Origin of the sequence: Bradyrhizobium sp. BR 1432 (genome assembly GCF_051547705.1) — a bacterium.
Taxonomy (GTDB): Bacteria; Pseudomonadota; Alphaproteobacteria; order Rhizobiales; family Xanthobacteraceae; genus Bradyrhizobium; species Bradyrhizobium zhanjiangense.
Genome location: NZ_JBPUGF010000004.1, coordinates 272,455 through 298,228, shown reverse-complemented (window position 1 = coordinate 298,228; position 25,774 = coordinate 272,455). Strand labels below are relative to the sequence as shown.

Annotated in this window: 8 protein-coding genes and 1 pseudogene; 6 read left to right on the top strand and 3 right to left on the bottom strand. The window is 61.9% G+C overall.

The window, feature by feature from the left end; translation table 11 throughout:
* Nucleotides 1–117: 117 nt before the first annotated feature.
* Entirely contained in the window at nucleotides 118–11,034 is a 10,917-nt protein-coding gene (locus tag ACSKB8_RS42335) for a VCBS domain-containing protein (RefSeq protein ID WP_438111301.1), read from the bottom strand.
* A gap of 786 nt (nucleotides 11,035–11,820) precedes the next feature.
* Here ACSKB8_RS42335 and ACSKB8_RS42330 point away from each other — a divergent pair.
* Both ACSKB8_RS42330 and ACSKB8_RS42325 read left to right on the top strand, forming a co-directional pair.
* On the top strand, nucleotides 11,821–12,267 hold the full coding sequence (locus ACSKB8_RS42330) for a hypothetical protein (protein WP_438111300.1): 447 nt from the start codon (nucleotides 11,821–11,823) through the stop codon (nucleotides 12,265–12,267).
* 36 nt (nucleotides 12,268–12,303) lie between these two features.
* On the top strand, nucleotides 12,304–13,146 hold the full coding sequence (locus ACSKB8_RS42325) for a helix-turn-helix transcriptional regulator (protein WP_438111298.1): 843 nt from the start codon (nucleotides 12,304–12,306) through the stop codon (nucleotides 13,144–13,146).
* Between the two features lie 797 nt (nucleotides 13,147–13,943).
* Here the strand turns inward: ACSKB8_RS42325 and ACSKB8_RS42320 are convergent.
* On the bottom strand, nucleotides 13,944–14,177 hold the full coding sequence (locus ACSKB8_RS42320; RefSeq protein ID WP_438111297.1) for a hypothetical protein: 234 nt from the start codon (nucleotides 14,175–14,177) through the stop codon (nucleotides 13,944–13,946).
* Nucleotides 14,178–14,308: 131 nt separating this feature from the next.
* Here ACSKB8_RS42320 and ACSKB8_RS42315 point away from each other — a divergent pair, with 131 nt between their 5' ends.
* Nucleotides 14,309–14,542, top strand: a complete 234-nt coding sequence (locus ACSKB8_RS42315; protein ID WP_091894168.1) for a hypothetical protein — start codon at nucleotides 14,309–14,311, stop codon at nucleotides 14,540–14,542.
* A 673-nt stretch (nucleotides 14,543–15,215) separates the two neighbouring features.
* Here the strand turns inward: ACSKB8_RS42315 and ACSKB8_RS42310 are convergent.
* Nucleotides 15,216–15,539, bottom strand: coding sequence for a hypothetical protein (locus ACSKB8_RS42310; RefSeq protein WP_438111295.1), 324 nt, complete (start codon nucleotides 15,537–15,539; stop codon nucleotides 15,216–15,218).
* Between ACSKB8_RS42310 and ACSKB8_RS42305 the strand changes: the two are divergent.
* The 3 genes and pseudogenes from ACSKB8_RS42305 to ACSKB8_RS42295 form a co-directional block, all read left to right on the top strand.
* Nucleotides 15,528–15,893: pseudogene (locus ACSKB8_RS42305) on the top strand (FecR domain-containing protein); the annotation flags it as partial. The gene ACSKB8_RS42310 and the pseudogene ACSKB8_RS42305 overlap by 12 nt on opposite strands.
* Before the next feature lie 819 nt (nucleotides 15,894–16,712).
* A complete protein-coding gene (locus tag ACSKB8_RS42300; protein ID WP_438111788.1) occupies nucleotides 16,713–24,329 on the top strand; it encodes an Ig-like domain-containing protein in 7,617 nt (2,538 codons plus the stop codon).
* Complete coding sequence (locus ACSKB8_RS42295) at nucleotides 24,326–25,771, top strand: M10 family metallopeptidase C-terminal domain-containing protein (protein WP_438111293.1); 1,446 nt, start codon at nucleotides 24,326–24,328, stop codon at nucleotides 25,769–25,771. The genes ACSKB8_RS42300 and ACSKB8_RS42295 overlap by 4 nt, the downstream gene beginning before the upstream one ends.
* Nucleotides 25,772–25,774: the final 3 nt, after the last annotated feature.

The following is a 25,774-nucleotide window of genomic DNA, read 5'->3' as shown; positions in this document are numbered from 1 at the left end:
CTAACGACCGCCGCCACATCGGGCAACCGGATGGCGGCGGTCTTTGTTTTGAGGCGCGCCGCATATATCCGGCGGCCGCGGTGGGCCATAGGGCCCCGACGCCGACGCCTCCAAAGCCTAGGTGATGAGGAAGTTGCCATTGTGCAGCGTGCCAGTGGCGTTTTGCAGGCTAACGTCCATATCACTGGCGCCGTCGCCGTCGATATCGATCTGGAGGTAGTCGTTGCCAGGCCCAAAACTCTGCAAATGGGCCGAAGCCTGGTCGGCGCCGAGGAGCGCCGCACTGTCCACATACTCGATGTGACCGCCGGCGATGCTGATGCCTGAGAAGGTAAAGCTATCGTTGCCCGCATCGAAATTGTGAATGGTGTCGGCAGCACCGGCGGCGGAATCTGCGATGCTGGCGAAACGGAAACTGTCGTGGCCCGCACTGGCGAAGATCTCATCCGCGCCCGCGCCGGCAGTGATCGTCGTGTTGCCTGACGTATTGCCGATCGTGATCCTGTCGAAATTCGCGCCAGCATTGATGTTTTCGACGTTGCTTACCGTGATGTCGTAGACGTTCGCGTTGAAGGTCAAGCTGTCGTTGCCGTCGCCGAGATCGATCACGTTCGCCGGACTGCCGTTCAACGTCAGGGTATCATTCGACGAGCTCCCGTTGAGCAGATTCACGTTCCAGAGATTGTCGAACGAATTGCTGCCTGCGGCGAGATTCAGCACGTTGGCTGTACCCTCGCCGAGATTGACCGTGACGCCGGATACGGTGTTCAGGAGTGTGACCGTGTCGTCCGATGGGTTGAGATTGCCGGTAAAATCACTGCCGTTGAGGTTTTCGACGCCAACGATGCTGAGCGAATTGACGCCGTTGGCGAGAGAAACCAGATCGCTGCCACCGCCCATGTCGATGGCAATGCCGTCGACATTATCCGTCAAGCTCAAGGAATTGTCGCCTGCATTGCCGTTGATGTGCTCGACACCGACCGCGGCAAATGCAGCGAAGTTTCCGTTAAGGACGATGGTGTCCTCGCCATTGCCGAGGTCAATTGCGACCCCGTTCGCAGCAGAGATCGCACCGGTCACGCTGAGAGTGTCATCACCCGCGGTTCCGTTGACGTGATTGACATCGAAGATATTCACGAACGAGTTCGCGCCGGCGGCGAGATTCATCGTGTTGTCGCCGTTGCCGAGGCTGATCTCCAGGCCAGTGACTGTCGTCGACAAGTTGAGCACGTCATTGACGCCAGGCGTCGCACCGAAATCGGATCCGGCGATCCCCTCGACATCCACGAGGCTCAGCGTGTTGGTACCACCCACGAGGCTGAGATGGTCATTGCCGCCACCGAGGTTTACAACCAATCCGTCAGCGTTGTTCGTCAGGTTGACGAATTCGTCGCCATTGCTGCCGACCAAATTCTCGACGCCGGCAAGATTGAGCGTGTAACCGTTGCCGAAGACGCTGCCGTTGAGCAAGACAGTGTCCGCGACCCCGCCCCCCAGATTGATCTGATGGCCGAAGATGTTGCTCCCGATACGAAGATAATCGTCACCGGCCGTTCCGATGACGGGCGCACTGCCGGAGATCTGCTGTTGCGTCGAGAGATCAATCGGACTGCCCGAAGCACCCGACGACAGCAGCACGATGCCGTCGCTGAACTGCAGAACTTCGACATTGGTCAGGCTGTCGGTGCCGTCACGGCCCGCCGTATTGTCTTGAACCACAATCGGTCCAGACGTCGTGACGGTGTACTGCGATTGCGTCCCGCTGAAGATCACCATGTCGGTGCCGGCGCCGCCGTCGATCGTGTCGTTGCCGCCCTGGCCGGTGATGCCGTCATTGCCGCCGCCGGCACTGATCGTGTCGGCGCCGCCACCGCCGAAGAAGAACTCGTCATTTGAGCTGCCGACCAACGTGTCGGCCAGATTGGAACCCTGGACGCTGTTGACGCCACCCGTGATGACGTCGGCGCCTGCGGCCCCGCTCACCGTCCCCGTCGAGAGATCGATGGAAATGCCTCCGCTTGCCTGGGAATAAGAGACCCGCGTATTGCCGTTGCCGGTGATGGTATCATTGCCGAGGAGGCCTTCGAACAAATTGAAGGTACCGAACAATCCGACGAATGTCGCCGCATTGTAAGTGTCGGCCTGATTGCTGCCGGTCACACTGTTGACACCCGTGTAGGTGTCGGCGCCGATCGAGCTGCCGCCGGTTGCAGTTCCCGCCTGCAGGTTGATCGTCACGGCATTGGTCGCGCTGGCGTAAATGATGCGGGTGTTGCCGTTTCCGGTGATGGTGTCGTTGCCGGCCAAGCCTTCGAACTGGTTGAAATTGCCGTTGTTGCCGACGTTGTTGACGGCGGCATTCTGGAAGCCAATCGCACCAAAATTCGTCGCCGTGAAGACGTCGTTGAAAGTGGTGCCCTGCGCGCCCTCGATACCGCGGAACGTGTCATTGCCGATCGAGCTATCGCCGGTCGCCGTGCCGGCCGTGAAGTCGATGGTTACCGGGCCGGTGGAGAAGTAGATATTGTTGTAACTGATGACGTCGAAGCCGCCGCGACCATCGATGGAGTCGTCACCGGCAAGGCCAGTGAACGTCTCGGTAGCTGCAGTGTTGTTGCTTCCATAAAGGACATCGTTGAACATCGAGGCCATCACGGCATTGACGCCGCTGAAGGTGTCGCTGCCCGTGGATGCGTCACCACTCGCCGTGCCCGCCAGCAGGTCGACCGTCACGAGACCGGTCGCATTGGTGAACGCGATGCGCGTGTTGCCGTTACCGGTGATGCTGTCGTTGCCTCCCATGCCGATGAATTCGTTGAAGGTCCCGTTGGAGCCGGCATTCGTGCTGCCTGCACCGAAGCCGGTGGCGTTGAAGACGTCCGCGTCGTTCGAGCCGCGCACGGATTCGATCGATCGAAGCGTGTCGGTGCCGACCGTCGCGGCGTCGCCCGTCACGGTTCCCGCAGCGAGCTGAACGTTGATCCCGCCCACGGCTGCTGGATCGAGCGCGTAGTCCGCCCGGTCGAAACCGGCCCGGCCATCGATCGAGTTGTTGCCGGCGCGACCTTCGAAGGTCTCCACGGTCCCCGGTCCGTTGGTACTGCCCAGCAACTGGTCGGCAAATCCGGAGCCGACGATGCCGGCAAAGCCCGAGCCCACCAGGGTATCGGTCCCGACCGAGCTATCTCCCGTCGCCGAATGCGCGGCCAGATCCACTGTCACGCTACCCGTCGCGTTGGCGTAAGAGATGCGCGTCAGCAGCGCACCCAGGTTGTTGGTGGCTCCCGTGATGTTGTCATCGCCGCCGCGGCCCTCGAATTCGTTGAAGCCGAGATTCGTGCCGGCAATGCCGGTGTTGCCCGCAAAGCCGGTCGCGTTGAACGTATCAGCAAAGCTGCTGCCGACGATGCCCTCGACGTTCACGAGCGTGTCAGTTCCGACACCCGGACCTGTCACCGAGCCTGCGGCGAGACTTGCGGTAATGCCGCCCGTTGCATCGGTATAGTCGGCGCGGTCGAAGCCGAGGCCGCCGTCGAGCAAATCATTGCCATCGAGGCCTTTCAGGCGGTCGTTGCCGCCGAGGCCACTCAGGCTGTCGGCATAGGCCGTGCCGGTCAGCGTGTTCGCATTGCCGTCGCCAGTGAGGTTGACGCCTTGCCCCAGGATGAAATCGGCCGCCGTGAGGTTCGAGAGCGTCACGTTCGAGAGCGTCAGGCTGTCGCCATTGCCGAAGTCGATGACCGTGTTCAGCCCAACCTGAGTGGCAAGCGCCTGAACCTGCGCAAAGCTGGAGACGCCCGCGACGCCCGTGAGGTCGATCTTGTCGGTCTGCGCCTGCAAGAAGTCGCCGATGGTGTCCGCGCCACCACCGGTGGCGTAGACGAAGGTATCGGCGCCGAGACCGCCACCGAGGAAATCGTTGCCTGCACCGCCGTTGATCAGGTCGTTGCCGTTGTTACCGAACAACTGGTCGCCACTGGCCGAGCCGGTGATCGTGTCGTTGAAGTTCGAGCCCGCGACGTTGGTCACCCCTCCTGTGATGGTATCGTGACCCACCGAGCCGTCGCCGTCCGCGGTACCGCCAGCGAGATTGACGGTCACACCCGACGTGGCGCTGCCGTACTGGATCTGGGTGGAGCCGTTGCCGGTGATGGTATCGTTGCCGGAGCCGCCCTGGAAGAAGTTGGCCCCGACGAAGCCGGCCGCGTCGAACGTGTCGTTGCCGCTACCGCCGACCGCACTGTTGACGCCTGTGAAGCTGTCATGGCCGGTCGAGGCATCGCCACTGGCCGTGCCTGCCGTGAGGTTGATGGTCACGCCGGACGTCGCATTCCCGAACAGGATCTGCGTGTTGCCATTGCCGATGATGGTATCGTCGCCGCCCTGGCCCTGGAACGCATTGAACCCGACGAATCCCGTCGCGTCGAAGCTGTCGGCAAGATTGCTGCCGGTTGCGCTGTTGACACCCGTAAAGCTGTCGTGCCCGACCGAGGCGTCGCCGCTGGCGGTTCCGGCCTGAAGGTTGACAGTCACCCCGTCGGTCGCATTGGCATAGATGATGCGGGTGTTGCCGTTGCCGGTGATGACGTCATCGCCGCCCAGGCCCTCGAACTGGTTGTAGCTGCCGTTGTTGCCGACGTTGGAAGCACCGTTCTGGCCGTAGCCGGTTGCGTCGTAGCTGTCGGCGTAGCCGGTGCCCTGAATGCCCTCGATCGAACGCAGCGTATCGCTGCCGATCGACGCATCGCCGGTCGCCGTGCCCGCCGCCATGTCGACGGTCACACCGCCCGTGACCGTGCTGAGGCTGTTGTAGATGGCAACGTCGAACCCGCCGCGACCGTCGATGTAATCGTCGCCGCCAAGACCGGTGAAGTTGTTGTTGAAGCTGCTCCCGAGCAACGTGTCCGAGAAGGTCGAGCCCTGCACGGCGTTGACGCCGGTGAAGGTGTCGGTTCCCTCGGTCGCACCCGTGGCACTGCCGGCGACGGTGACTGCATTCGTCGTCCCGACGGCGCTGGTCTCGAGGTCGACGCTGACGCTCGAGGCGGCGATCTGGTAGTTGAGGCGGGTGAAGCCGTTGCCGATGATGGTGTCGTTGCCGCTGGCGCCGGCGAAGTCATTGAAGGCCCCCGAGGAGCCGACATTGGTCGCCCCGACCTGGCCGAAGCCGGTCGCATCGAAGGTGTCGTCAAAATTGGTGCCGCGCGCGGCCTCGACGTTGCGCAACGTGTCGGTGCCGACGGTCGCATCACCGTTCACAACGCCCGCGGCCAGGTGAACGTAGATGCCTGACGTGGTCGTCGTATCCGAGTTGTAGGTGACCTGATCGTAGCCGCCGCGGCCATCGATATAGTCGTCGCCGCCGCGACCCTCATAAGTCTCGTAGGTGAAGGCGGCATTGTCGCTGCCATAGATGGTGTCGTTGTAGGCCGAGGCCCAGATGGTCGAGACGTTAGAGAAGGTGTCGTGACCGACCGAGGCGTCGCCGTCGGCGGTGCCTGCGCCGATGTCGACCGTGACGGCACCGGTCGCGCTCAGATAGGACAATCGCGTCACCGCCTGCCCCAGGGCGTTCAGATCGCCAATGACGCTGTCGTCGCCGCCACGTCCTTCGAACTCACTTTGACCGGCTGCCACGCCGGGCAGGCCGGTCGAGTCGGTAAATCCAGCCGCGTTGAACGTATCCGCAAAATTGCTGCCGACCGCCCCCTCGATACCAACGAGCGTGTCGGTTCCGACGCCCGATCCTGAGGCGACGCCTGCTGCCAGATTGACCGTGATACCGCCGGTCGCGTCGGTATAGACGGCGCGGTCGAAGCCCGCTCCGCCATCCAGGAGGTCGCTGCCACCCAGGCCCTGAAGGCGATCGTTGCCGCCGAGGCCGCTGATGGATTCGGCATTTGCCGTTCCGACGAGGCTGTTGGCGTCGTCGTCGCCGACGATCGGCGCGGCCGGCGTTCCGAACAGGAAATCGCTCGCCGTCAGGCTGCTCAGAGTGACGTTCTGAAGCGTGAGCCCGTCACCGGAACTGAACGTGATGATCGTGTTCGGGCCGCTCTGCTCCGCGTGCGATTGCAGATCGGAGAGGCTATAGATGCCGTAGACTCCGGTCAGATCGATCTTGTCCTGGCCATGGACGAAATCCTGGATGAAGTCGAAACCACCGCCGCTCGCATAGACAAAGGTGTCTGCACCGGCTCCGCCGCTAAGGAAATCGTTGCCGGCTCGGCCATCCAGCGTGTCATTGCCGCCACTGCCGGAGAGGCCGTCATTGCTGGCGCTACCGACGATCGTATCGTTGAAATTCGATCCGAAGACGTTGAAGACGCCCCCGGTGATGGTGTCATGGCCGACCGAGCCGTCACCGTCAGCCGTACCCGCGGTGAGATTGATGGTCACGCCGCTGGTCGCGCTGCCATACTGAATCAGGGTGTTGCCGTTGCCGGTGATGCTGTCGTTTCCGGCGTTGCCCTGGAATGAATTGAAATTTGCGTTGACGCCGGTGAATCCCGTTGCGTCATAGACGTCGTTGAAATTGCCGCCGATGGCGCTGTTCACGCCGCTGAAACTGTCGTGGCCGACCGACGCGTCGCCGCTGGCAGAACCAGCCGCGAGATCGATAGTCACACCGCCGGTGGCGTTGTTGTACTGGATCTGCGTCGTGCCGTTGCCGATGATCTGGTCGTCGCCCCCCTGCCCCTGGAACGAGGTCCCGCTCGGGCCAGAGAATCCGGTCGCGTCGAAGATATCGGCAAAGTTGCTGCCGAGGGCGCTGTTGACACCGGTGAAGGTGTCGTGACCGATCGAACCATCGCCGCTGGCGGTGCCGCCCACGAGATTGATAGTCACGCCGCCGGTGGCGTTGGCGAAAATGAGGCGAGTGTTGCCGTTGCCAGTGATGACGTCGTCACCGCGCAGCCCTTCGAACTGGTTGAAGGTCCCGTTGTTGCCGATGTTGTCCCCGGTCACGCCGTAACCGGTCGCGTCATAGGTATCGTTGAAGTTTGTGCCCTGAATGCCTTCGATCGAACGAAGCGTATCCGTGCCGTTCGAGACATCGCCGGTGACGATGCCGGCCGCCATATTGACGGTGATGCTCCCCGTGGTGAAAAAGATGTTGTTGTAGGACGACACGTCGAAGCCACCGCGGCCGTCGATATGATCGTTGCCGGCAAGGCCGGTGAAGGTATCGTTGGTCGCGCCGCCGTAAAGGGAATCATCGAACATCGATGCTTGGACGGCGTTGACGCCCGTGAAATGATCGGTGCCGACGGATGAATTACCGGTGGCGATGCCGGTCACGAAGTCGACCTGGACGCCCGCCGTCGCATTGTTGAAACCGAGCCGCGTAAAGCCATTGCCGGTGATGGTGTCGTCGCCACCATTGCCGGTGAACTCGTTGAACGTCCCATTCGAGCCGGCATTGACGCTGTTGGAGCCGAAACCGGAGGCATTGTAGGTATCCGCGAAGTTGGTGCCGCGGATTGCCTCGATCGCGCGCAGCGTGTCCGTTCCGACGGTGGCGTCGCCGGTCACGATGCCGGCTGCCAGATTGACCGTGATTCCCGTCGCCGTGGCCGGATCGACGTTATAGTCGACGCGGTCGTAGCCGCCGCGACCGTCGATATAGTCGTTACCGGCAAAGCCCGAGTACACTTCCGCGGTGAACATCGGATTGTTGCTGCCGAGAATCGTGTCGTCATGGGCCGAGGCCCAGACACCGTTGAAGCCGGAACCGACCAGCGTATCGTGGCCCACCGACGCATCACCCTGCGCATAGCCGGCCGCGAGATCCACCGTCACCGCCCCGGTCGCGCTCACATAGGAAACGCGCGTGAGCTCCGCCCCCTGGCTGTTGGTATTGCTGATGATGGTGTCGTCGCCGCCCTTGCCCTCGAACTCGTTGTAGCCGATGGGACTGCCCGGAGCACGCGCGTCGCCGGTGAATCCGGCGCCGTTGAATATGTCGGCGAATTCGCTGCCGATGGCGGCTTCGATATTGACGAGCGTGTCCGTATCCACTCCTGCGCCGGACGCTGTTCCCGCCGCGAGATTGATCGTGACTCCGCCGGTCGCATCGGTATAGACGGCGCGGTCGAATCCTGGGCCGCCGTCGAGAACATCGTCGCCGGCACCGCCCGTGAGATAATCCTTGCCCGCGCCACCAAAGAGAATGTCGTTCCCGGCGCCGCCGCTTATGCGGTCGTTGCCGTCCTGACCGTCGATCAGATCGCTGCCGCCCCCACCCGAGAGCACGTCATCGCCGAGCGAGCCGAACTGGGCGCTGCCGACGGGCGTGAGCACGGCATTCTCGACCTGCTGGTCAAGGTTGTCGACGTAGAGAGTGGTGAGCTCGGTCACCGAATCCGGGTCGGAAAAGTTCGTCGCGGCCAATTGGTCGGCGGCCGCGCCTTGAGCGACCTGGCCGGCCTGCGCCAGTTCAGTGACATTCGTCGCCGACTGAATGCTGTCGTTCGCGGCAGCAACGACCTCGATAACCGTCGCGGCAGCCGCCGCGTCGATGCCGGAGGACACCACTACGCTCTGCACCGTTTCCTGCGAGCTGAGATCGAAGGGCAGTGGATTGTCCGGATCGGCCTGAGCGGTCGCAACCGCATCCGCAATTGCGGCTATGACCGTATCCGGCGCAACGCCGACGGCCGAGACCTGCGCCACCGTGCTCTGGACCTGGATGGCCGCCGCAAGCACCGCGGTCGCCGTTGGATCGCTGTTCACCGCGTCAGGCACCGGATCGTACGACCTCAAGTCGATACCGGTGAGGTCAAGGTCGAAGGCGGCGGCCACGGCGTTCATGGCTTGGTCCGCCGTCAGCGACGTGCTGTCGATCAAGGCAGCGATCAACGTCGTCAGCGGCGTGATGACGGTGGATCCCTCCGGCGCCCTCAGCACGCCATCGACCTGCAGTCCCGTCGAGATGTCGACACCGCCGATGCTCACGAGCGGACCGGATCCGCCGGACAGCGTGAAGCTGCCGTCGGCCCGGGTCGTCGTGAACGCCTCGCCCGCATCGAGAATTCCGTTGTTGTTGGCGTCTGCAAAGACCGTGGCTCCGCCGATGTAGCCGTCGATGTCCAACGCGTTGATTTCGTTGGCGCCGGGCGTCACGGTCAGCGTGAGGTCGGCCGAGTTCGTCGCCTGATGCACGCCGTCGTCGGAGATGGCCGTGACCTTCAGCGTGAACGGGGTCGTGCTGCCGACGGCATTGTGCGGGATCAAGACGATCTCGGAGATTGAATCGCCGGTCACGAGCCAGGTGCCGTCCCCGATTGCCACGCCGTTCTCGACGTCAAACGTCGTCGGCACACCTTCGATCTTGACCGACAGGGTGCTGCCTTGGTCGACTTTGCTGGCCGCGACGTTGAGCGTGATCTCTCCGTCGGCGGCGCCAGATGCGTCCTGAATGCTCAAGCTCGGCGCGTCCTGCGCGCCGTGGATATCGAAGCTGATCTCCTTGGTCGTGCCATCGGCCGACGTGACGGTGAAGGTCTCCGTCTTGGTGTCGGTGGCACCGAGATATTGGATCGCCGCGTTATCGACCGAATAGGTGTAGTGACCGTCGGCAGACAGTGCCACCGCACCGAGATTGCCCGGTGCCGTAATGACGCCAGCCTGGAATGCGGCCTGGTTCTGGTCGGGATCGCTGATGGACAGCTGCCCCGATGCCGTCAGCTGGCTGTCCTCGGTGACGTTGTGCTCTGCAGGATTGCCTATCGCGGCTACGTCGTTGGCGCCCGTGATGTTCACCACGATATCAGAGGTGGCGCTACCGTCGGCCGAGGCGACCGTCAGGGTGTCGGTGACGTGCTGCCCTGCGACGAGCGAATCTGATTTCGCAGGATCGAGAGTATAGGTCCAGGCACCGGTCGCTGGATTGAAGGTGAAGTTGCCGTAGGTGCCGGCCAGGGAGGCCGGGGCGGCGAAATGGTCTTGGCCGCTGTCGAGGTCGTGCACCGCTAGTTGGCCCGACGCGTTGGGATCGCCGGCCACTGCGTCGGCAACGCCGCCAGCCTCGATCACCGAAATATCCTGGCTCCCTGACACGGTGATCGTGGCCGCGTCGTTGCTGCCGGTGACGGTCACCGTGAGCGTCGACGAGCCCGTGCCTCCATGGTTGTCGGCATTCGTGTAGGTGAACTGATCCGTTACCTGCTGGCCTTCGGCGAGCGCTTGCACGGACGCGCTGGAATTGTTGAGCGTATAGGTGTAGGCGCCGGTCGCCTTGGTGACGACCAGCGTTCCATAGGCGCTGACGACGGTGATCGTGGTGCCGTTGTCCGCGCCTCCCGCTACCGCCGATACGATGCGGGTGTCGCCGACATCGGCGTCCGTGTCGTTTGCGAGCAAATTGCCGCTCGCAACGGTCATCGCATCCTCCGTGACGGAGACGATATCTGCGACTGCGACCGGCGCATGATTGGTCGCGCCTTCGATGACGACCTCGACCTTCTCGATCGAGACGATGGCCAGATTGAAGCTCCTGAACGCGTAGTCCGCGCTGCCATAGCGCGCGATAAGCGCCTGGATTGCCGCAAGATCGGACTTGAACGAAGCCGAGTTCGCCAGTTCCTGCGTGACGACGAGGCGGAGCGTGTCCTGGCCCTTGCCGCCGTCATAGATATCGCAAGAACCCACATTCTCCGAAGCGCGGTAGATCAGGATATCGTTGCCATTCTCGCCGCTGACGATGTCACGACCCGCGCCGCCGTCGATGATGTCGTCGCCGTTTCCGCCGCCGATCAGATCATTGCCCGTCCCACCGAGCAGCGTATCGTTGCCGTTGCCGCCGAGAATGACGTCATTTCCGGTGCCGCCATCCACCGTGTCATTGCCATTTCCGGCGTCGATCAGGTCGTTGCCCGCACCGGCATTTATGCTGTCATTGCCGTTGCCGCCCTGAATGAGATCATTGCCTGCTCCGGCGTTGACGATATCGTCGCCGTTTTTTGCATTGATGACGTCAGCCGCGTTAGTGCCGGCGATCTGATTGTTTGCGTCGGTGCCGTTGATGATCATGGCGGTTCATCTTTCTCGATAGGGCAACAGGCATTGCTCGCGAGCGCGCGGCAGCGGCTTGCGTTATGCGGATGGAGAAATCTTCAATCGTCGATGGTGGAACGCGATATGGACGCGACGCGTAACGTCGTGCGGTCCCTCATGGTGAGCCCCTTCGTAACCTCTTTGATTTTTCAAGTTCGCCGTCAGCCCAACGGCGCGAGTTGGAAATGAACTGGTCTTGTTATTGTTCTACTGAAGTACCGCTCGACGAGGCATCGTGATACTGCGTCGAACGTCGAATTCGTATCGCGGAGCGTCAAACGATTTTTGACAATTGCAAATTGTTTCCATTGTTGCGCGACGGCGTCAAGGCAGCACAGCTGCTAACCTTAAGCAGGACGCGAACCGAACGGTGCAGCTGCGAAATTATGCGTTTCCGATTTGCAACGACCGGCCATCTCACCGAGCCAAAGCATCGACGCATCGCTGGGCCACGGCGCAATCCGCACCGAAATGAAATGTGCGCGCTCTCCACCTGTCGCGATCGGGCCAGATCGCTCAAGCTGCTGATAAAACGAATTGCTACCGTTGACAGCGCCGGCCCCCGGGCCGCGTCGCGTGCTGCAGACCGCACTGCGACACTCTGACGCGCCGAGGCGTCCCCACAGAAACAGAGCATGAGCGGAAACCGAAAACCTGCAACAAACTGGCTCAAGGCCTTAATTCCTCGATCAAAGGCTATTCCTCGCCAATGGAATAGCGTTGGCACGTCTCGACGCATGACCCGAATGGGTCATTGAGAGCTTGCTGGCGCCGCCTCACGGCGCCGATCTCATTAGACTTTCGTCGACCGCGATTCTTCAGGAAAAGCAGGCAGCAGGGCTTGCTTCGAGCTGCCGCCTCACGAACATCCTGGACCAGGGAAGCGCGTTCGAGGGGGCCCAGGGTCGGTTGTGGACCTTCTGCACGGCGTGCAACGAAGCTCGCCGGCTGCAACGAATGCTTGGGCACGGCGGAGGGGGGCCGCTCTTGAGGACCAATAAGATAGACGATCAGGAATTGTCGAAAGTCATCGATCGGCTTGGCGAAGCCGCGGTGAATCCGGATGCGTGGCGCGACATCATGGATGACATCTGCAAGGCGGTCGGGGCGTCGGCGGCACTCCTGCTTCAGAGCGACATCAGGACCCCAGACGTCCCACGCACCGAATCGATCGACGAAGGGACCCAATTCTACTTCAGGAATAACTAGCATCTCAGGGATCCCCGCGCCAGGGGGTTTCCGCGCATGATGGCGGGCGAGGTCGTGACCGACCTCGACGTGATGACCCTGGAGCAGATCCGCTCCGATCCCATGTACAACGAGGTGCTATTTCCGTTCGGATACCGTTGGTTCGCCGGCATAGGCTTCTGGGCCGATACCGCAGCATGGGCATTGACGATCCAGCGAACGGGACCCGAGGGCATGTTCGAGGCCCGCGACAAGCAATTGCTCGCGCAATTGGCGCCGCGCCTCACCGAGACCGCCACGCTCGCGACCGCCGTCGGCAGGGTCGCGCTGACGTCGATGACCGACGTCCTCAGCCGTGTTCGTCAACCTGCATTGGTCCTCAACCGAGAGGGAATGGTCCTGCGCACGAACGAGGTGGCCGACTGTGGCTTTGACGATGAGATCCGCATCAGGGAGCGGCGTCTCGTTCTGCGCGACAAGCAGGCGATGACGAAACTCGATCAGCTGATCAGCTTGATCCGGTCTACGCCTGACGCCATCGCTATCCCCGCCTCTCCGATCCTCATTCGTCGGACGACAAAGCCGCCGGTTGTCTTGCGCATCTTGCCAGTGGACGGCGCGGCGCGTTCCGTCTTCCTCGGAGCGCGTGCCGTGCTGATCCTATCCAACCTCGTCCCACGCGCAGCGCCAGACCCGGCGCTCATCGGCCAAGCCTTCGACCTCACACGAGCCGAATCTCGATTGGCCGCGCTGCTTGCAACCGGCGCATCGATCGACAGCGCCTCCGAACACCTCGGCATTTCGCGCGAAACGGCTCGCAATCACCTGAAAGCGATCTTCTCGAAGACGGGAGCGCACCGCCAGTCGGAGCTGGTCACTCTCGTTTCTCAACTGGCGTGAGCGGAACGTTACTATCAACGCTGCAAGACTCTTCGGCGTCCTCAAACAAAGGTCGCTACAGGTCCAGCTGGTTACGCAATGCGTCACGCTCTTCGAAGAGTTCTCGGAGTCGCTGAGCATTGTCGGATTGCATCTCCTGCCACTCGATGCGATCCTCCGCGGTCCACAAGTAAGACTCGCGATTGAATCGGTCTTTCTCTGCCTTATCAAATTCCATGTACAGTTTGATATCGCACTCAACTTGGTCAAGTTGCTCTCGAAGAGTTCTTGGCATCAGCCGTTCCCTCGGCTCTGCCTCTAGCCCACTTTTGATCTTTGACGCTATCGGTGCGGCGATCAATAGGCCTTCTCTCCCCACGGATGATCCCCTCCATCTTATTTAAAGTTGTGTGGTCGGCGTGGCTCTCTCTGCGTCAATCCTTGGCCCGAACGATCAACAAGCCGGGCCTGTATAGGCCGCCTGCTGATGAACGCGTCACTCTAAGCTGCCGTAGCATTGTCCAGAATCATTCGCTTACGATTGCAACGTATGCAAAGTGAAGGGTGATCGGTGTTTTTGAACCGTCCAATATGATGCGGAGGCTTTTGGGATGATATCCAGCACCAATCAAAGTCCCAGTTCTGCCGGACAACCGAGGCCCGGCAGATGGTCTCACCTCGATGCGAGCACCAACAGTAAATTGCTCTTTGATCGAGTGAGATTCTTGCATCGCTGATGCCTGCATCAAATTCCGGTTTACTCGATCCAGGCTACGGCTTCTTGGTCGAAGCGCCGAAGACGCTGGCTTGCCATTTCATCACCAGGCGCGGTCCAACAAGGATTTCCTCGTCGGCGACTTTTGCGGACTCGCGAACCAACGGCAATAGTGACCTCGCTTAGTAGCAAGCGTATTTTGCCCCGGCCTGCATCCCTTCTTAGCGCCCTTGGCTTTGTCGGGTGTGTTTTGCTGGGCCAGTGCTGGAGACGGATAGAGCGGCGCGACGGTCGAAATAGCGAACAGAATTATGACTGTGAGCATGATCGATTTCATCGAAGATACCCCTTCTTGACCCGCACAGATTTATCTGCCATTTTAAATACGACGCATTGATATAAAATATTTAAAAAGACTTCTTCAAGAGCTATTTTCAAATATCGTACTCATTCCCGCCCGGATGGAAGATGATGGACGAGAAGATTGTCCGTTTGCGCACATATCAGAAGAACATAGACCGGTATGTGCGCCTGCTCGAAACGACGCTGACCGAAGTTGAACGGCAGTACATTGAGAGGCGCCTGACCGAAGAACGATCGGCTATGGCACTGCTGTCTGCCTCGTCGCTTCAGATGGCCATCGAGGCTAACGTTGCCAATCAGGCATGCAATCGCCAGCCCAGCTTCAACGCCGCAGAATAGAGCTAACATCGGTCAACCGAGATCCGCTGTGCAACTGCCCCGCAAGTGAGGATGCACAGAGATCCCGGCAGCGACGGATGCACGAATCTGCGCAAGCGGCTGCGGCCCGCAACTCCGCCAGCATGGCCGGAATCGGGTCCGGTGCCAAAAGCCGGTATTTTTTTGGTCATTGCATCGGTGACGCGCGCGCCGATGCTCTGGGCCTGCTGCTGCTTGCACTAAGCTGAAGGACAAGCTTGGGCAGCGGTTGCCTCTCTGATCGGGACTTAGGTCAACTAACCTTCGGATGTGCCTCGGAGCGCAATTTGAACAGCTTTGCGAATTCGCTCACCTTGGCTGGGGGCGATGCCATCCAAGTGGTAAATCCGGCATAGCAGGCCGTTGATGCGCCTTACGATAACGCGGTTACCGGAATGCCGGTTGCGCGCGCGCACCAACTGACGCCGCACCTCGATCAGGTCAAGGCGACGAAACGCTCTTGATCGTACCATGTGAGTTGGACCTTCCGCACGGGTGCCAACGCTCTCGTTTGATTCCGGGGTCGAACGATCATGGGCTTCAAAACAGATTCCGGCGCCGACCGCACAATCTGTTTGCAGTTAATTTACGATGTGTTATTAACACAAAATTAATTAATTTCAATTTCTGAGTGGGGCACTATTTGAATACCCCATTAAACCAAAAGCTCGATGTTGCCGGATCTGAGGTCGCTTGGGAGTCCTTCAGCTTCCCTGAACCTCGCCCAGCCAACGCTCTCATCATTCCTGACGCGCATCTCCTGTTCTCGGGTGAATATGCACGTTCGGGCCATGATCTCATCATTTCCGATCCCAACCATCGGATCACGATCCCCAATTACTTTCTCGGTGAGAAGCGTTCGCCGCTCAGCTCTGCGGACGGCGCGCTGCTCGATGCAAGAGTCGTTGATGCTCTCACCGGCTACCAAACCTTTGCTCAAGCCGGAGGAAATGCTGCCGCTGGAAAGGTGATTGGCCATGTCGCCACCATAACGGGCAGCGCCAGCATCGTTCGCAACGGCGTTACTATCGAGGCGAATAACGGGGACGTCGTCTATCAGAACGATATCGTGCAGACTGGAAGCAGCTCTACCCTCGGCCTCGTTCTGATCGACGGCTCAACGTTCAACCTGAGTGCCAACGCTCGCTTCATGTTGAACGAATTGGGGTATGAGGGGCAGAGTAGTGCGAGCGGTACCTTAGTCAGTCTGACGAGTGGCTCGAACCATTCGCTGTTCACTCTCGTCCAGGGCGCTGCCAGTTTCGTCGCCGGCCAGGTTGCCAAAACGGGTGACATGCAGGTTGCAACGCCTACCGCCGTGATCGGAATTCGCGGTACAGCCGTCCTTCTTAACGTCGATGCAGTGGATGGACAGGTCTCGGTTTCCGTTGCTGATCAGCAAGACGGTCAGGTTCATTCCGTACAGGTCTTCAAATGCGTCCCAACGAACTTGCTTCAAGGCGTTTGTACCGCGGGGGATCCAATCGGGATAGTTACCAGCGACGGTCCATCGATGACCATCACGCCAACCGCGAATTTCGAGGTGATCACCCAAGCCGTCAGTAAGAGCCCAGGCCAGGTTGCGCAGGAATTCAACGCCTTTCAGCAGGTGTTAACGACCTACGATATCGGGAAACAGATCGCTCCAGACACTCCGGCACCTAGCGACGGCAAGCGAGGAGACGTCGATACAAAATCACTGCAGAAGTTCGCTGGGAGCCCGCCACCATCACCCACCGAGGCTCCGACTACCGTTGTTGCGGACGACGTCAAGGGCCAACCTGGTGGCGGCTCGATCACTCCAACTTTTGCGCCCCTCGCCTCCATCACGGGAGGTTCTGCGTCCGCATCGAAACCGCTCGTCCCGACTTTGGATACAACGCAAGCTATCGCCTTGGTGTCGTTGGCGCCGGTAACAATCGCCAATGCAGGTGGGCCAACCAATCAAGGAGGCCAAACGATCAGCGGAACTGTCGATGCGTCCCTCGTTGGAACAACAGTGACGCTGTACGATACCTACAATGGTGTCACCACACAAATTGGAACGGTGACCGTTGGCTCCGGCGGTGTTTGGAGCACGGCAGTCACTCTGGCAGGAGATGGCGACCACAGCATCGTCGCTTTGGACGCTAGCGCCAACGTTAGCACAAGCGTGCCCGTTGTTTTCACCCTGGACACGACGGCGCCCGCCGTCGCGATCACCAGTGCGGGCGGACCGGTCAACCAGGCCAGCCAGACCATCACCGGCACGGTGGACGTCGCCGATGCCGGCGCCACCGTCACCATCCTGGACGGCACCACCGCAATCGGCACCGCCACCGTGCAAGGTAACGGCAGCTGGAGCACCACGGTCACGCTCAACAACGGCCCGAACTCGCTTACCGCACGAGTGAGCGATGCCGCCGGCAATACCGCGACCAGCGGTGCAGTGGTCTACACGCTCAGCACCACCGGCCCGGCGGTGACCGAGGCCCTGGTCGTCGACACCGGCACCTCGGCGACTGATCATGTCACCGCCAATCCGGCGCTGAACGGCACCGGTCTTGCCAACATCGTGGTGCACTTCACCATCGACGGCAGTCCGATCGCGGCGACGGTGACCGCCGATGCGCAAGGCGCCTGGTCGTTTACGCCGAGCGGGCTGGCCGACGGACCGCACACCATCGTGGCGAGCCAGACCGACAGCTTCGGCAACACCGGCTCGGCCTCGCTGAGCTTCACGCTCGACACCACGGCACCCACCGTCGCGATCACCAGTGCGGGCGGACCGGTCAACCAGGCGAGCCAGACCATCACCGGCACGGTGGACGTCGCCGATGCCGGCGCCACCGTCACCATCCTGGACGGCACCACCGCGATCGGCACCGCCACCGTGCAAGGTAACGGCAGCTGGAGCACCACGGTCACGCTGAACCAGGGCGGTAACTCCCTGACCGCACGGGTGAGCGATGCGGCCGGCAACATCGCAACCAGCAGCGCGGTGGTCTACACGCTCGGCACCACCGGCCCGACGGTGACCGAGGCCCTGGTCGCCGACACCGGCACTTCGGCCAGCGACCACGTCACCGCCAACCCGGCGCTGAGCGGCACCGGCCTCGCCAACACCGTGGTGCATCTGACGATCGATGGCGTTCTCAGCACCGCCACGGCGACCGCCGATGCGCAAGGCGCATGGTCGTTTACGCCGAGCGGGCTGGCTGACGGATTACACACCATCGTGGCGAGCCAGACCGACAGCTTCGGCAACACCGGCTCGGCCTCGCTGAGCTTCACGCTCGACACCACGGCACCCGCGGTCGCCATCACCAGCGCGGGCGGGCCGGTCAACCAGGCGAGCCAGACCATCACCGGCACGGTCGGCGTCGCCGATGCCGGCGCCACCGTCACCATCCTGGACGGCACCACCGCGATCGGCACCGCCATCGTGCAAGGCAACGGCAGCTGGAGCAGCGCGGTCACGCTCAACAACGGCCCGAACTCGCTGACGGCACGGGTGAGCGATGCCGCCGGCAACACCGCGACCAGCGGTGCGGTGGTCTACACGCTCAGCACCACCGGCCCGACGGTGACCGAGGCCCTGGTCGTCGACACCGGCACCTCAGTCACCGACCACGTCACCGCCAACCCGGCCGTGAGCGGCACCGGTCTCGCCAACACCGTGGTGCATCTGACGATCGATGGCGTTCTCAGCACGACCACGGCGACCACCGATGCGCAAGGCGCTTGGTCGTTTACGCCGAGCGGGCTGGCCGACGGATTACACACCATCGTGGCGAGCCAGACCGACAGCTTCGGCAACACCGGCAGTGCATCGCTGAGCTTCACGTTGGACACGACGGCGCCCGCGGTCGCCATCACCAGCGCGGGCGGGCCGGTGAACCAGGCGAGCCAGACCATCACCGGCACGGTTGGCATCGCCGATGCCGGCGCCACCGTCACCATCCTGGACGGCACCACCGCGATCGGCACTGCCACCGTGCAGGGCAATGGCAGCTGGAGCAGCACAGTCACGCTCAACGACGGCTCGAACTCGCTGACCGCACGGGTGAGCGATGCGGCCGGCAATACCGCGACCAGCGGTGCGGTGGTTTATACGTTCAGCACCACCGGCCCGACGGTGACCGAGGCCCTGGTCGCCGACACCGGCACTTCAGTCATCGACCACGTCACCGCCAACCCGGCGCTGAACGGCACCGGCCTCGCCAACACCGTGGTGCATCTAACGATCGATGGCGTTCTCAGCACCGCCACGGTGACCGCCGATGCGCAAGGCGCCTGGTCGTTTACGCCGAGCGGGCTGGCCGACGGACCGCACACCATCGTGGCGAGCCAGACCGACAGCTTCGGCAACACCGGTTCGGCCTCGTTGAGCTTCACGCTCGACACGACGGCACCCAGCGGCGGCACGCCGGATCTGACGGCGGGCTCGGACAGCGGCAGCTCGAACACGGACAACATCACCTCGGCGACCTCGCCGAGCTTCACGGTGGCGCTGAACCCGGCGGCTGCCATCGGCGATACGGTGCAGCTGTTGCTGGGCGGCTCGCCGCTGGCACATCCGGTCACGCATGTGATCACGGCAGTCGACGTGACGGCCGGCAGCGTCAGCCTGACGGTGACTGCCGGCGATCTCGGCGCCGATGGCGCCAAGCAGGTCACGGCGCAGTTCAGCGATGCCGCCGGCAACAATTCGATGACTGCAGCGCTGAGCTTCACCCTCGACACCACGGCGCCCGCCGTCGCCATCACCAGCGCGGGCGGACCGGTCAACCAGGCGAGCCAAACCATCGCCGGCACGGTCGGCGTCGCCGATGCCGGCGCCACCGTCACCATCCTGGACGGCGCCACCGCGATCGGCACCGCCATCGTGCAGGGCAACGGCAGCTGGAGCACCACGGTCACGCTCAACGACGGCCCGAACTCGCTGACCGCACGGGCGAGCGATGCGGCCGGCAACACCGCGACCAGCGGTGCGGTGGTTTATACGCTCAGCACCACCGGCCCAACGGTGACCGAGGCCCTGGTCGCCGACACCGGCACTTCAGTCACCGACCACGTCACCGCCAACCCGGCCGTGAGCGGCACTGGTCTTGCCAACACGGTGGTGCATCTGACGATCGATGGTGTTCTCAGCACCTCCACGGCGACGACCGATGCGCAAGGCGCCTGGTCGTTTACGCCGAGCGGGCTGGCCGACGGACCGCACACCATCGTGGCGAGCCAGACCGACACGTTCGGCAACACCGGCAGTGCATCGCTGAGCTTCACCCTGGACACGACGGCGCCCGCGGTCACGATCACTAGCGCGGGCGGGCCGGTCAATCAGGCGAGCCAGACCATCACCGGCACGGTCGGCATCGCCGATGCCGGCGCCACCGTCACCATCCTGGACGGCACCACCGCAATCGGCACCGCCACCGTGCAAGGTAACGGCAGCTGGAGCACCACGGTCACGCTCAACAACGGCCCGAACTCGCTGACCGCACGGGTGAGCGATGCGGCCGGCAACACCGCGACCAGCAGCGCGGTGGTCTACACGCTCAGCACCGCCGGCCCGACCGTGACCGAAGCCCTGGTCGCCGACACCGGCACCTCAGTCACCGACCACGTCACCGCCAACCCGGCCGTGAGCGGCACCGGCCTCGCCAACACCGTGGTGCATCTGACGATCGATGGCGTTCTCAGCACCGCCACGGCGACCGCCGATGCGCAAGGCGCCTGGTCGTTCACGCCGAGCGGGTTGGCCGACGGACCGCACACCATCGTGGCGAGCCAGACCGATCTCTTCGGCAACACCGGCTCGGCCTCGCTGAGCTTCACCCTGGACACGGCGGCCCCGAGCGGCGGCGCGCCAGACCTGACGGCGGGCTCGGACAGCGGCAGCTCGAACACGGACAACATCACCTCGGCGACCTCGCCGAGCTTCACGGTGGCGCTGAACCCGGCGGCTGCCATCGGCGATACGGTGCAGCTGTTGCTGGGCGGCTTGCCGCTGGCGCATCCGGTCACGCATGTGATCACGGCCGCCGACGTGACCGCCGGCAGCGTCAGCCTGACGGTGACTGCCGGCGATCTTGGCGCCGATGGCGCCAAGCAGGTCACGGCACAGCTCAGCGATGCCGCCGGCAACAGTTCGACGACTGCTGCGCTGAGCTTCACGCTGGACACGACGGCGCCCGCGGTCGCGATCACCAGCGCGGGCGGGCCGGTCAACCAGGCGAGCCAGACCATCACCGGCACGGTCGGCGTCGCCGATGCCGGCGCCACCGTCACCATCCTGGACGGCACCTCGACGATCGGCACCGCCACCGTGCAGGGCGACGGCAGCTGGAGCAGCACGGTCACGCTCAACAACGGCCAAAACTCGCTGACGGCGCGGGTGAGCGATGCGGCCGGCAATACCGCGACCAGCGGTGCAGTGGCCTATTTTGTAGGCGTGCCCGGCGCCATTCTCGGCGACGCTGGCGACAACACCCTGACCGGGACTGCCGGGAACGATGTATTCCAGGGCTTTGGCGGTAATGACATATTCAACGGCTTGTCGGGTGTTGATCGAGCGGTCTATGTCGACGCGACCGGGGGCATTACCGCCGATCTGACGGCAGGGACCGTGACGGGTCCAGGTGTCGGCACCGACACGTTGATCGGTATCGAAGCCATCCAGGGCAGCAACTTTGCCGACCATTACTCGGCGGTCGGTTTCAGCGGCAATTCGGGGGTCCCCGGTACGCCAATTGGCTTCAACAGTTTCGAAGGCATGGGGGGAGATGACATCATCGCCGGCACGGTCAATCCATCCGGCGAGATTCTGACCCGCATTTCCTATGTCAGTGCGACAGCGGCAGTCGTCGTTGATTTCGCCGCGGGAACGGGGAACGGCGATGCGTCAGTTGGCAACGACACCTTCACCAACGTCAATTCGGTCATTGGCTCGGCATTTGGAGACACGCTGCGAGGCAGCGACAATCCGAATGGCACTTTCGAGCAATATGACGCTCGTGCCGGCAACGATCTGATCGACGGCCGCGGCGGCTACGATTTTGCCATCTACAACAACGACGTCGCTACAGCCACGGGCATAACGGTCAATCTTGCAAGCGGAACCGTCACTGGCGATGCTACGATCGGAACCGACACGCTGCGTTCAGTGGAAGCTGTGCGCGGCACCAACTTCGCTGATACTTACGATGCAACGGGTTTCAGCGGCACCAGCACCAATGCTGGATCAAGCGGCACCTTCAATAATTTTGAAGGCATGGGCGGCAACGATACCATCATCGGCAATGGCAACACCCGAATCCAATATACACAATCAAGCGCCGGCGTGACGGTCGATTTCCTTGCGGGCACCGCGATCGGCGATGCCTCGGTGGGGACCGATACATTCACCGGCGTCAACGCCGTCATGGGTTCGATGTTTGCCGACACCTTTTCGGGCAGCGGCGCCAACGAGAACTTCATGGGCCTTGCCGGCGATGATTTCATCGACGGAAAAGGCGGCTTCGACACGGCGCAGTATGCCAACCTCACCTTCACGACGGGTGGGATCAGCGTTCACCTTGCAGCTGGAACGGTGACAGGCGATGCCTCGAGCGGCACCGACACCTTGCGTTCAATCGAAGCCATTCAGGGCACTAACTTTATCGACACCTATGACGCGATCAATTTCGGCGTCACGGGAGCTATCGATCCCGCTACCGGCCTCCCCTATGCCAACGTCGGCAACAATGGCACCTTCAATCAATTTGAGGGAATGGGCGGTAACGATATCATCACCGGTAACGGCAACACGCGTCTGATCTACGCCAATGCGACCGGCCCTGTGACAATCACTTTCAGTCTCAATGGCTGGACCAGCAGCACCAGCGGCGCGTCGGGCACCGTGACCGGCGATGGGTCCGTAGGCACCGACACCTTCTCCGGTGTCGGCTCGGTATCGGGATCGTCATTTGCCGACACCATCACCGGCTCGAACAATCCAAACAACACCTCCGAAGAATTTTCGGGTCGCGCCGGCAATGACTTCATCGACGGCAAGGGTGGGTTCGACAGAGCATTCTACAACAACGATGGCTCGGCTTCAGGTATTCAAGTCGATCTGGCTTCGGGCGTGGTGACCGGCGATGCGGCTATCGGAACGGACACCCTCCGATCGGTTGAAGCGATCCGCGGGACCGCCTTCGCCGACACTTATGTCGCGACCAATTTCGGCACCTCCGGGCCAAATATCGGGGATTTCGGTTCTCTCAACGAGTTTGAGGGGATGGCCGGCAATGACACCATCACCGGCAACGGCAATACCCGCATAGCATTCTACAATGCTCTGGATGGGGTGACTGTGGATCTCGCCGCCGGCAACTCCCACGGGACGGCCTCCGGTGACGTCGCAAGTGTCGGGGCAGACACGTTCACCGGCGTGAATGCCGCCCGTGGTTCGTCGTTTGCCGACGTCATCCTCGGAGATGCCAATGCCAATACGCTCGACGGCAGGGATGGCAACGACCGGATCGATGGCCGTGGCGGTGCCGATACCCTGACTGGCGGGAACGGCTCTGACACTTTCGTCTATGCCGATGGCGGCGGAGCAGACACCATCACGGACTTTGACCGCAGCCAGGGCGACACCATCGATCTGACAGGTTTGTCCGGCATCTTCACGCTCGCAGACGTTCAATCGAAATCGACGGTGAGTGCCGGCAATACCATCATCAATTTCGGGAGCGGAAATACTCTGACACTGATTGGTGTCACGAGCCTCCAGCAAAGCGACTTCATCTTTCCGAACGCCACCAATGGCACCTCGGGCTCGGATGTGCTGCTCGGAACGAGCCAGGCGGATGCAATTTACGGGCTTGCAGGAAATGATCGGCTTCAGGGGTTCGGTGGCAACGATCTGCTCGATGGCGGGGCCGATTTCGACCGCGCTGTCTACACCGATGCCACGGGCGGAATCTCGGTCAACCTTGCGGCGGGCACGGCATCCGGTCCGGGAGTGGGCACCGACACGCTCGTCGCGATCGAAGGCGCAGTTGGCAGCGATTTCGCGGACACATTCAATGCGACCGGCTTCGCGGGAGCCACCGGTATTCCCGGTACACCCGTCGGGTTCAACGAGTTCGAGGGTCGAGGCGGCAATGACACCATTCTAACTGCCGTAAACTCTCTAGGCGCGGCTCTGACGCGGGTTTCTTATGTGAGCGCCACCGCGGGTGTGACTGTCGATATCGCCGCCGGTACGGCGGATGGAGATGGATCCGTTGGTCACGACACGTTTGTCGGCTCGGGAATTATTGCAGTCTGGGGCTCTTCGTTCGCCGATACCCTTTTCGGAAGCAACAATGGATTCGGCACGATCGAGGTCTTTGCAGGCTTTGCTGGCAACGATGTGATCGACGGCCGCGGCGGCTTCGACCGTGTCGACTACAATAACGATCCGACCACCACGTCAGGCATCACTGTCAATCTCGCGGCCGGCACCCTGACGGGAGACGCCACGGTTGGTAATGATACACTGGTGTCGATCGAAGCTGTTCGCGGCACCAATTTTGCCGATACCTACAACGCCTCCGGGTTTGGCAACACCAGCACGAACTCCGGATCATTGGGGACCTTCAACGAGTTCACCGGCGAGGGCGGCAACGACATCATCATCGGCAACGGCAACACGCGCATCGGATTCAATAATGCGACCGCGGGCGTTGTGGTGGACATAGCAGCCGGCACGGCTACCGGGACTCCTCGGTCGGAAGCGATACGTTCACCGGCGTGAATGCCATCATGGGCACGACGTTCATCGATTCCCTGTCGGGAAGCAGCATCAACGAGACATTTATCGGGCTTGGCGGCAACGACACGATTGACGGTCGCGGCGGCTTTGATACCGCCAGCTATAACAACATCTACCTTTCGACCGGCAGTGTCACCATTGACATGGCGACCGGCACGGCTACGGGCGATTCCTCGATCGGCGTGGACACGCTGCGCTCGATCGAAGCTATCCAGGGAACCATCCTTGCCGATACCTATGTGGCAACGGGATACGGCCTCGCAGGCGCTCTTAACGTCGGCAACAATGGCACCTTCAACCAGTTCGAGGGACTTGGTGGTGACGATTCGATCACCGGCAACGGCAACACGCGTCTGATCTACACCAATGCGACCGGTCCGGTGACAATCACTTTCAGTCTCAATGGCTGGACCAGCACCACCAGCGGCGCGTCGGGGACCGTGAGCGGCGACGGGTCCGTAGGCACCGACACCTTCTCGGGCGTTGGCTCCGTATCAGGGTCGTCATTTGCCGACACCATCACCGGCTCTAACAATCCCAATGGTACAGCGGAAGATTTTGCGGGTCGCGGTGGCAACGACTTCATCGACGGCAAGACTGGTTTCGACAGGGCGTTCTACAATAACGACGGTTCTGCGTCAGGTATTCAGGTCGACATGGCTTCGGGCGTGGTGACCGGCGACACTGCTATCGGAACGGACACCCTTCGATCGGTCGAAGCGATCCGCGGGACCGCTTTCGCCGACACTTATGTCGCGACCAATTTCGGCGTGTCCGGTCCGAATCTCGGCGATTTCGGTACTTTCAACGAGTTTGAGGGGATGGCCGGCAATGACACCGTCGCCGGCAACGGCAATACCCGCATTGCATTCTACAATGCCCTGGATGGAGTGACCGTCGATCTCGCCGCCGGCGACTCCCACGGAACGGCCTCCGGTGATGCCGCAGGTGTCGGGACAGATGCGTTCACCGGCGTGAATGCCGTCCGTGGTTCAGCCTTCGCTGACTTCATTTTCGGCGATGCCGGCAACAACACATTGGATGGGCAAGCAGGAAATGACGTGATCCAGGGGCGCGGAGGCGCCGACACGTTGATAGGAGGAGCGGGAAACGACCAATTCGTCTTCGCCGCGGTTTCCGACTCCACGGTAGCAAGCCATGATACGATCAGTGATTTCGCTCATGGTGCAGACCTCATCGACACCTCGGCGATCGCGGGAGTAACGACTGTCCAGGGCCTGCTCAGCGGGAGCGCCCAAGTCGCGGCGCATAGTATCGCGTGGATTCAGAGCGGCGCGAATACAATTGTCTACGTCAACAGCTCGGGCGCTGCGCAGAACCAGGGGTCGGCGGATATGGAAATTGTTTTGACCAGCGTCACTGCGAATACTTTGACCAATCAGGACTTTCTCTTCCAGATCTAACGG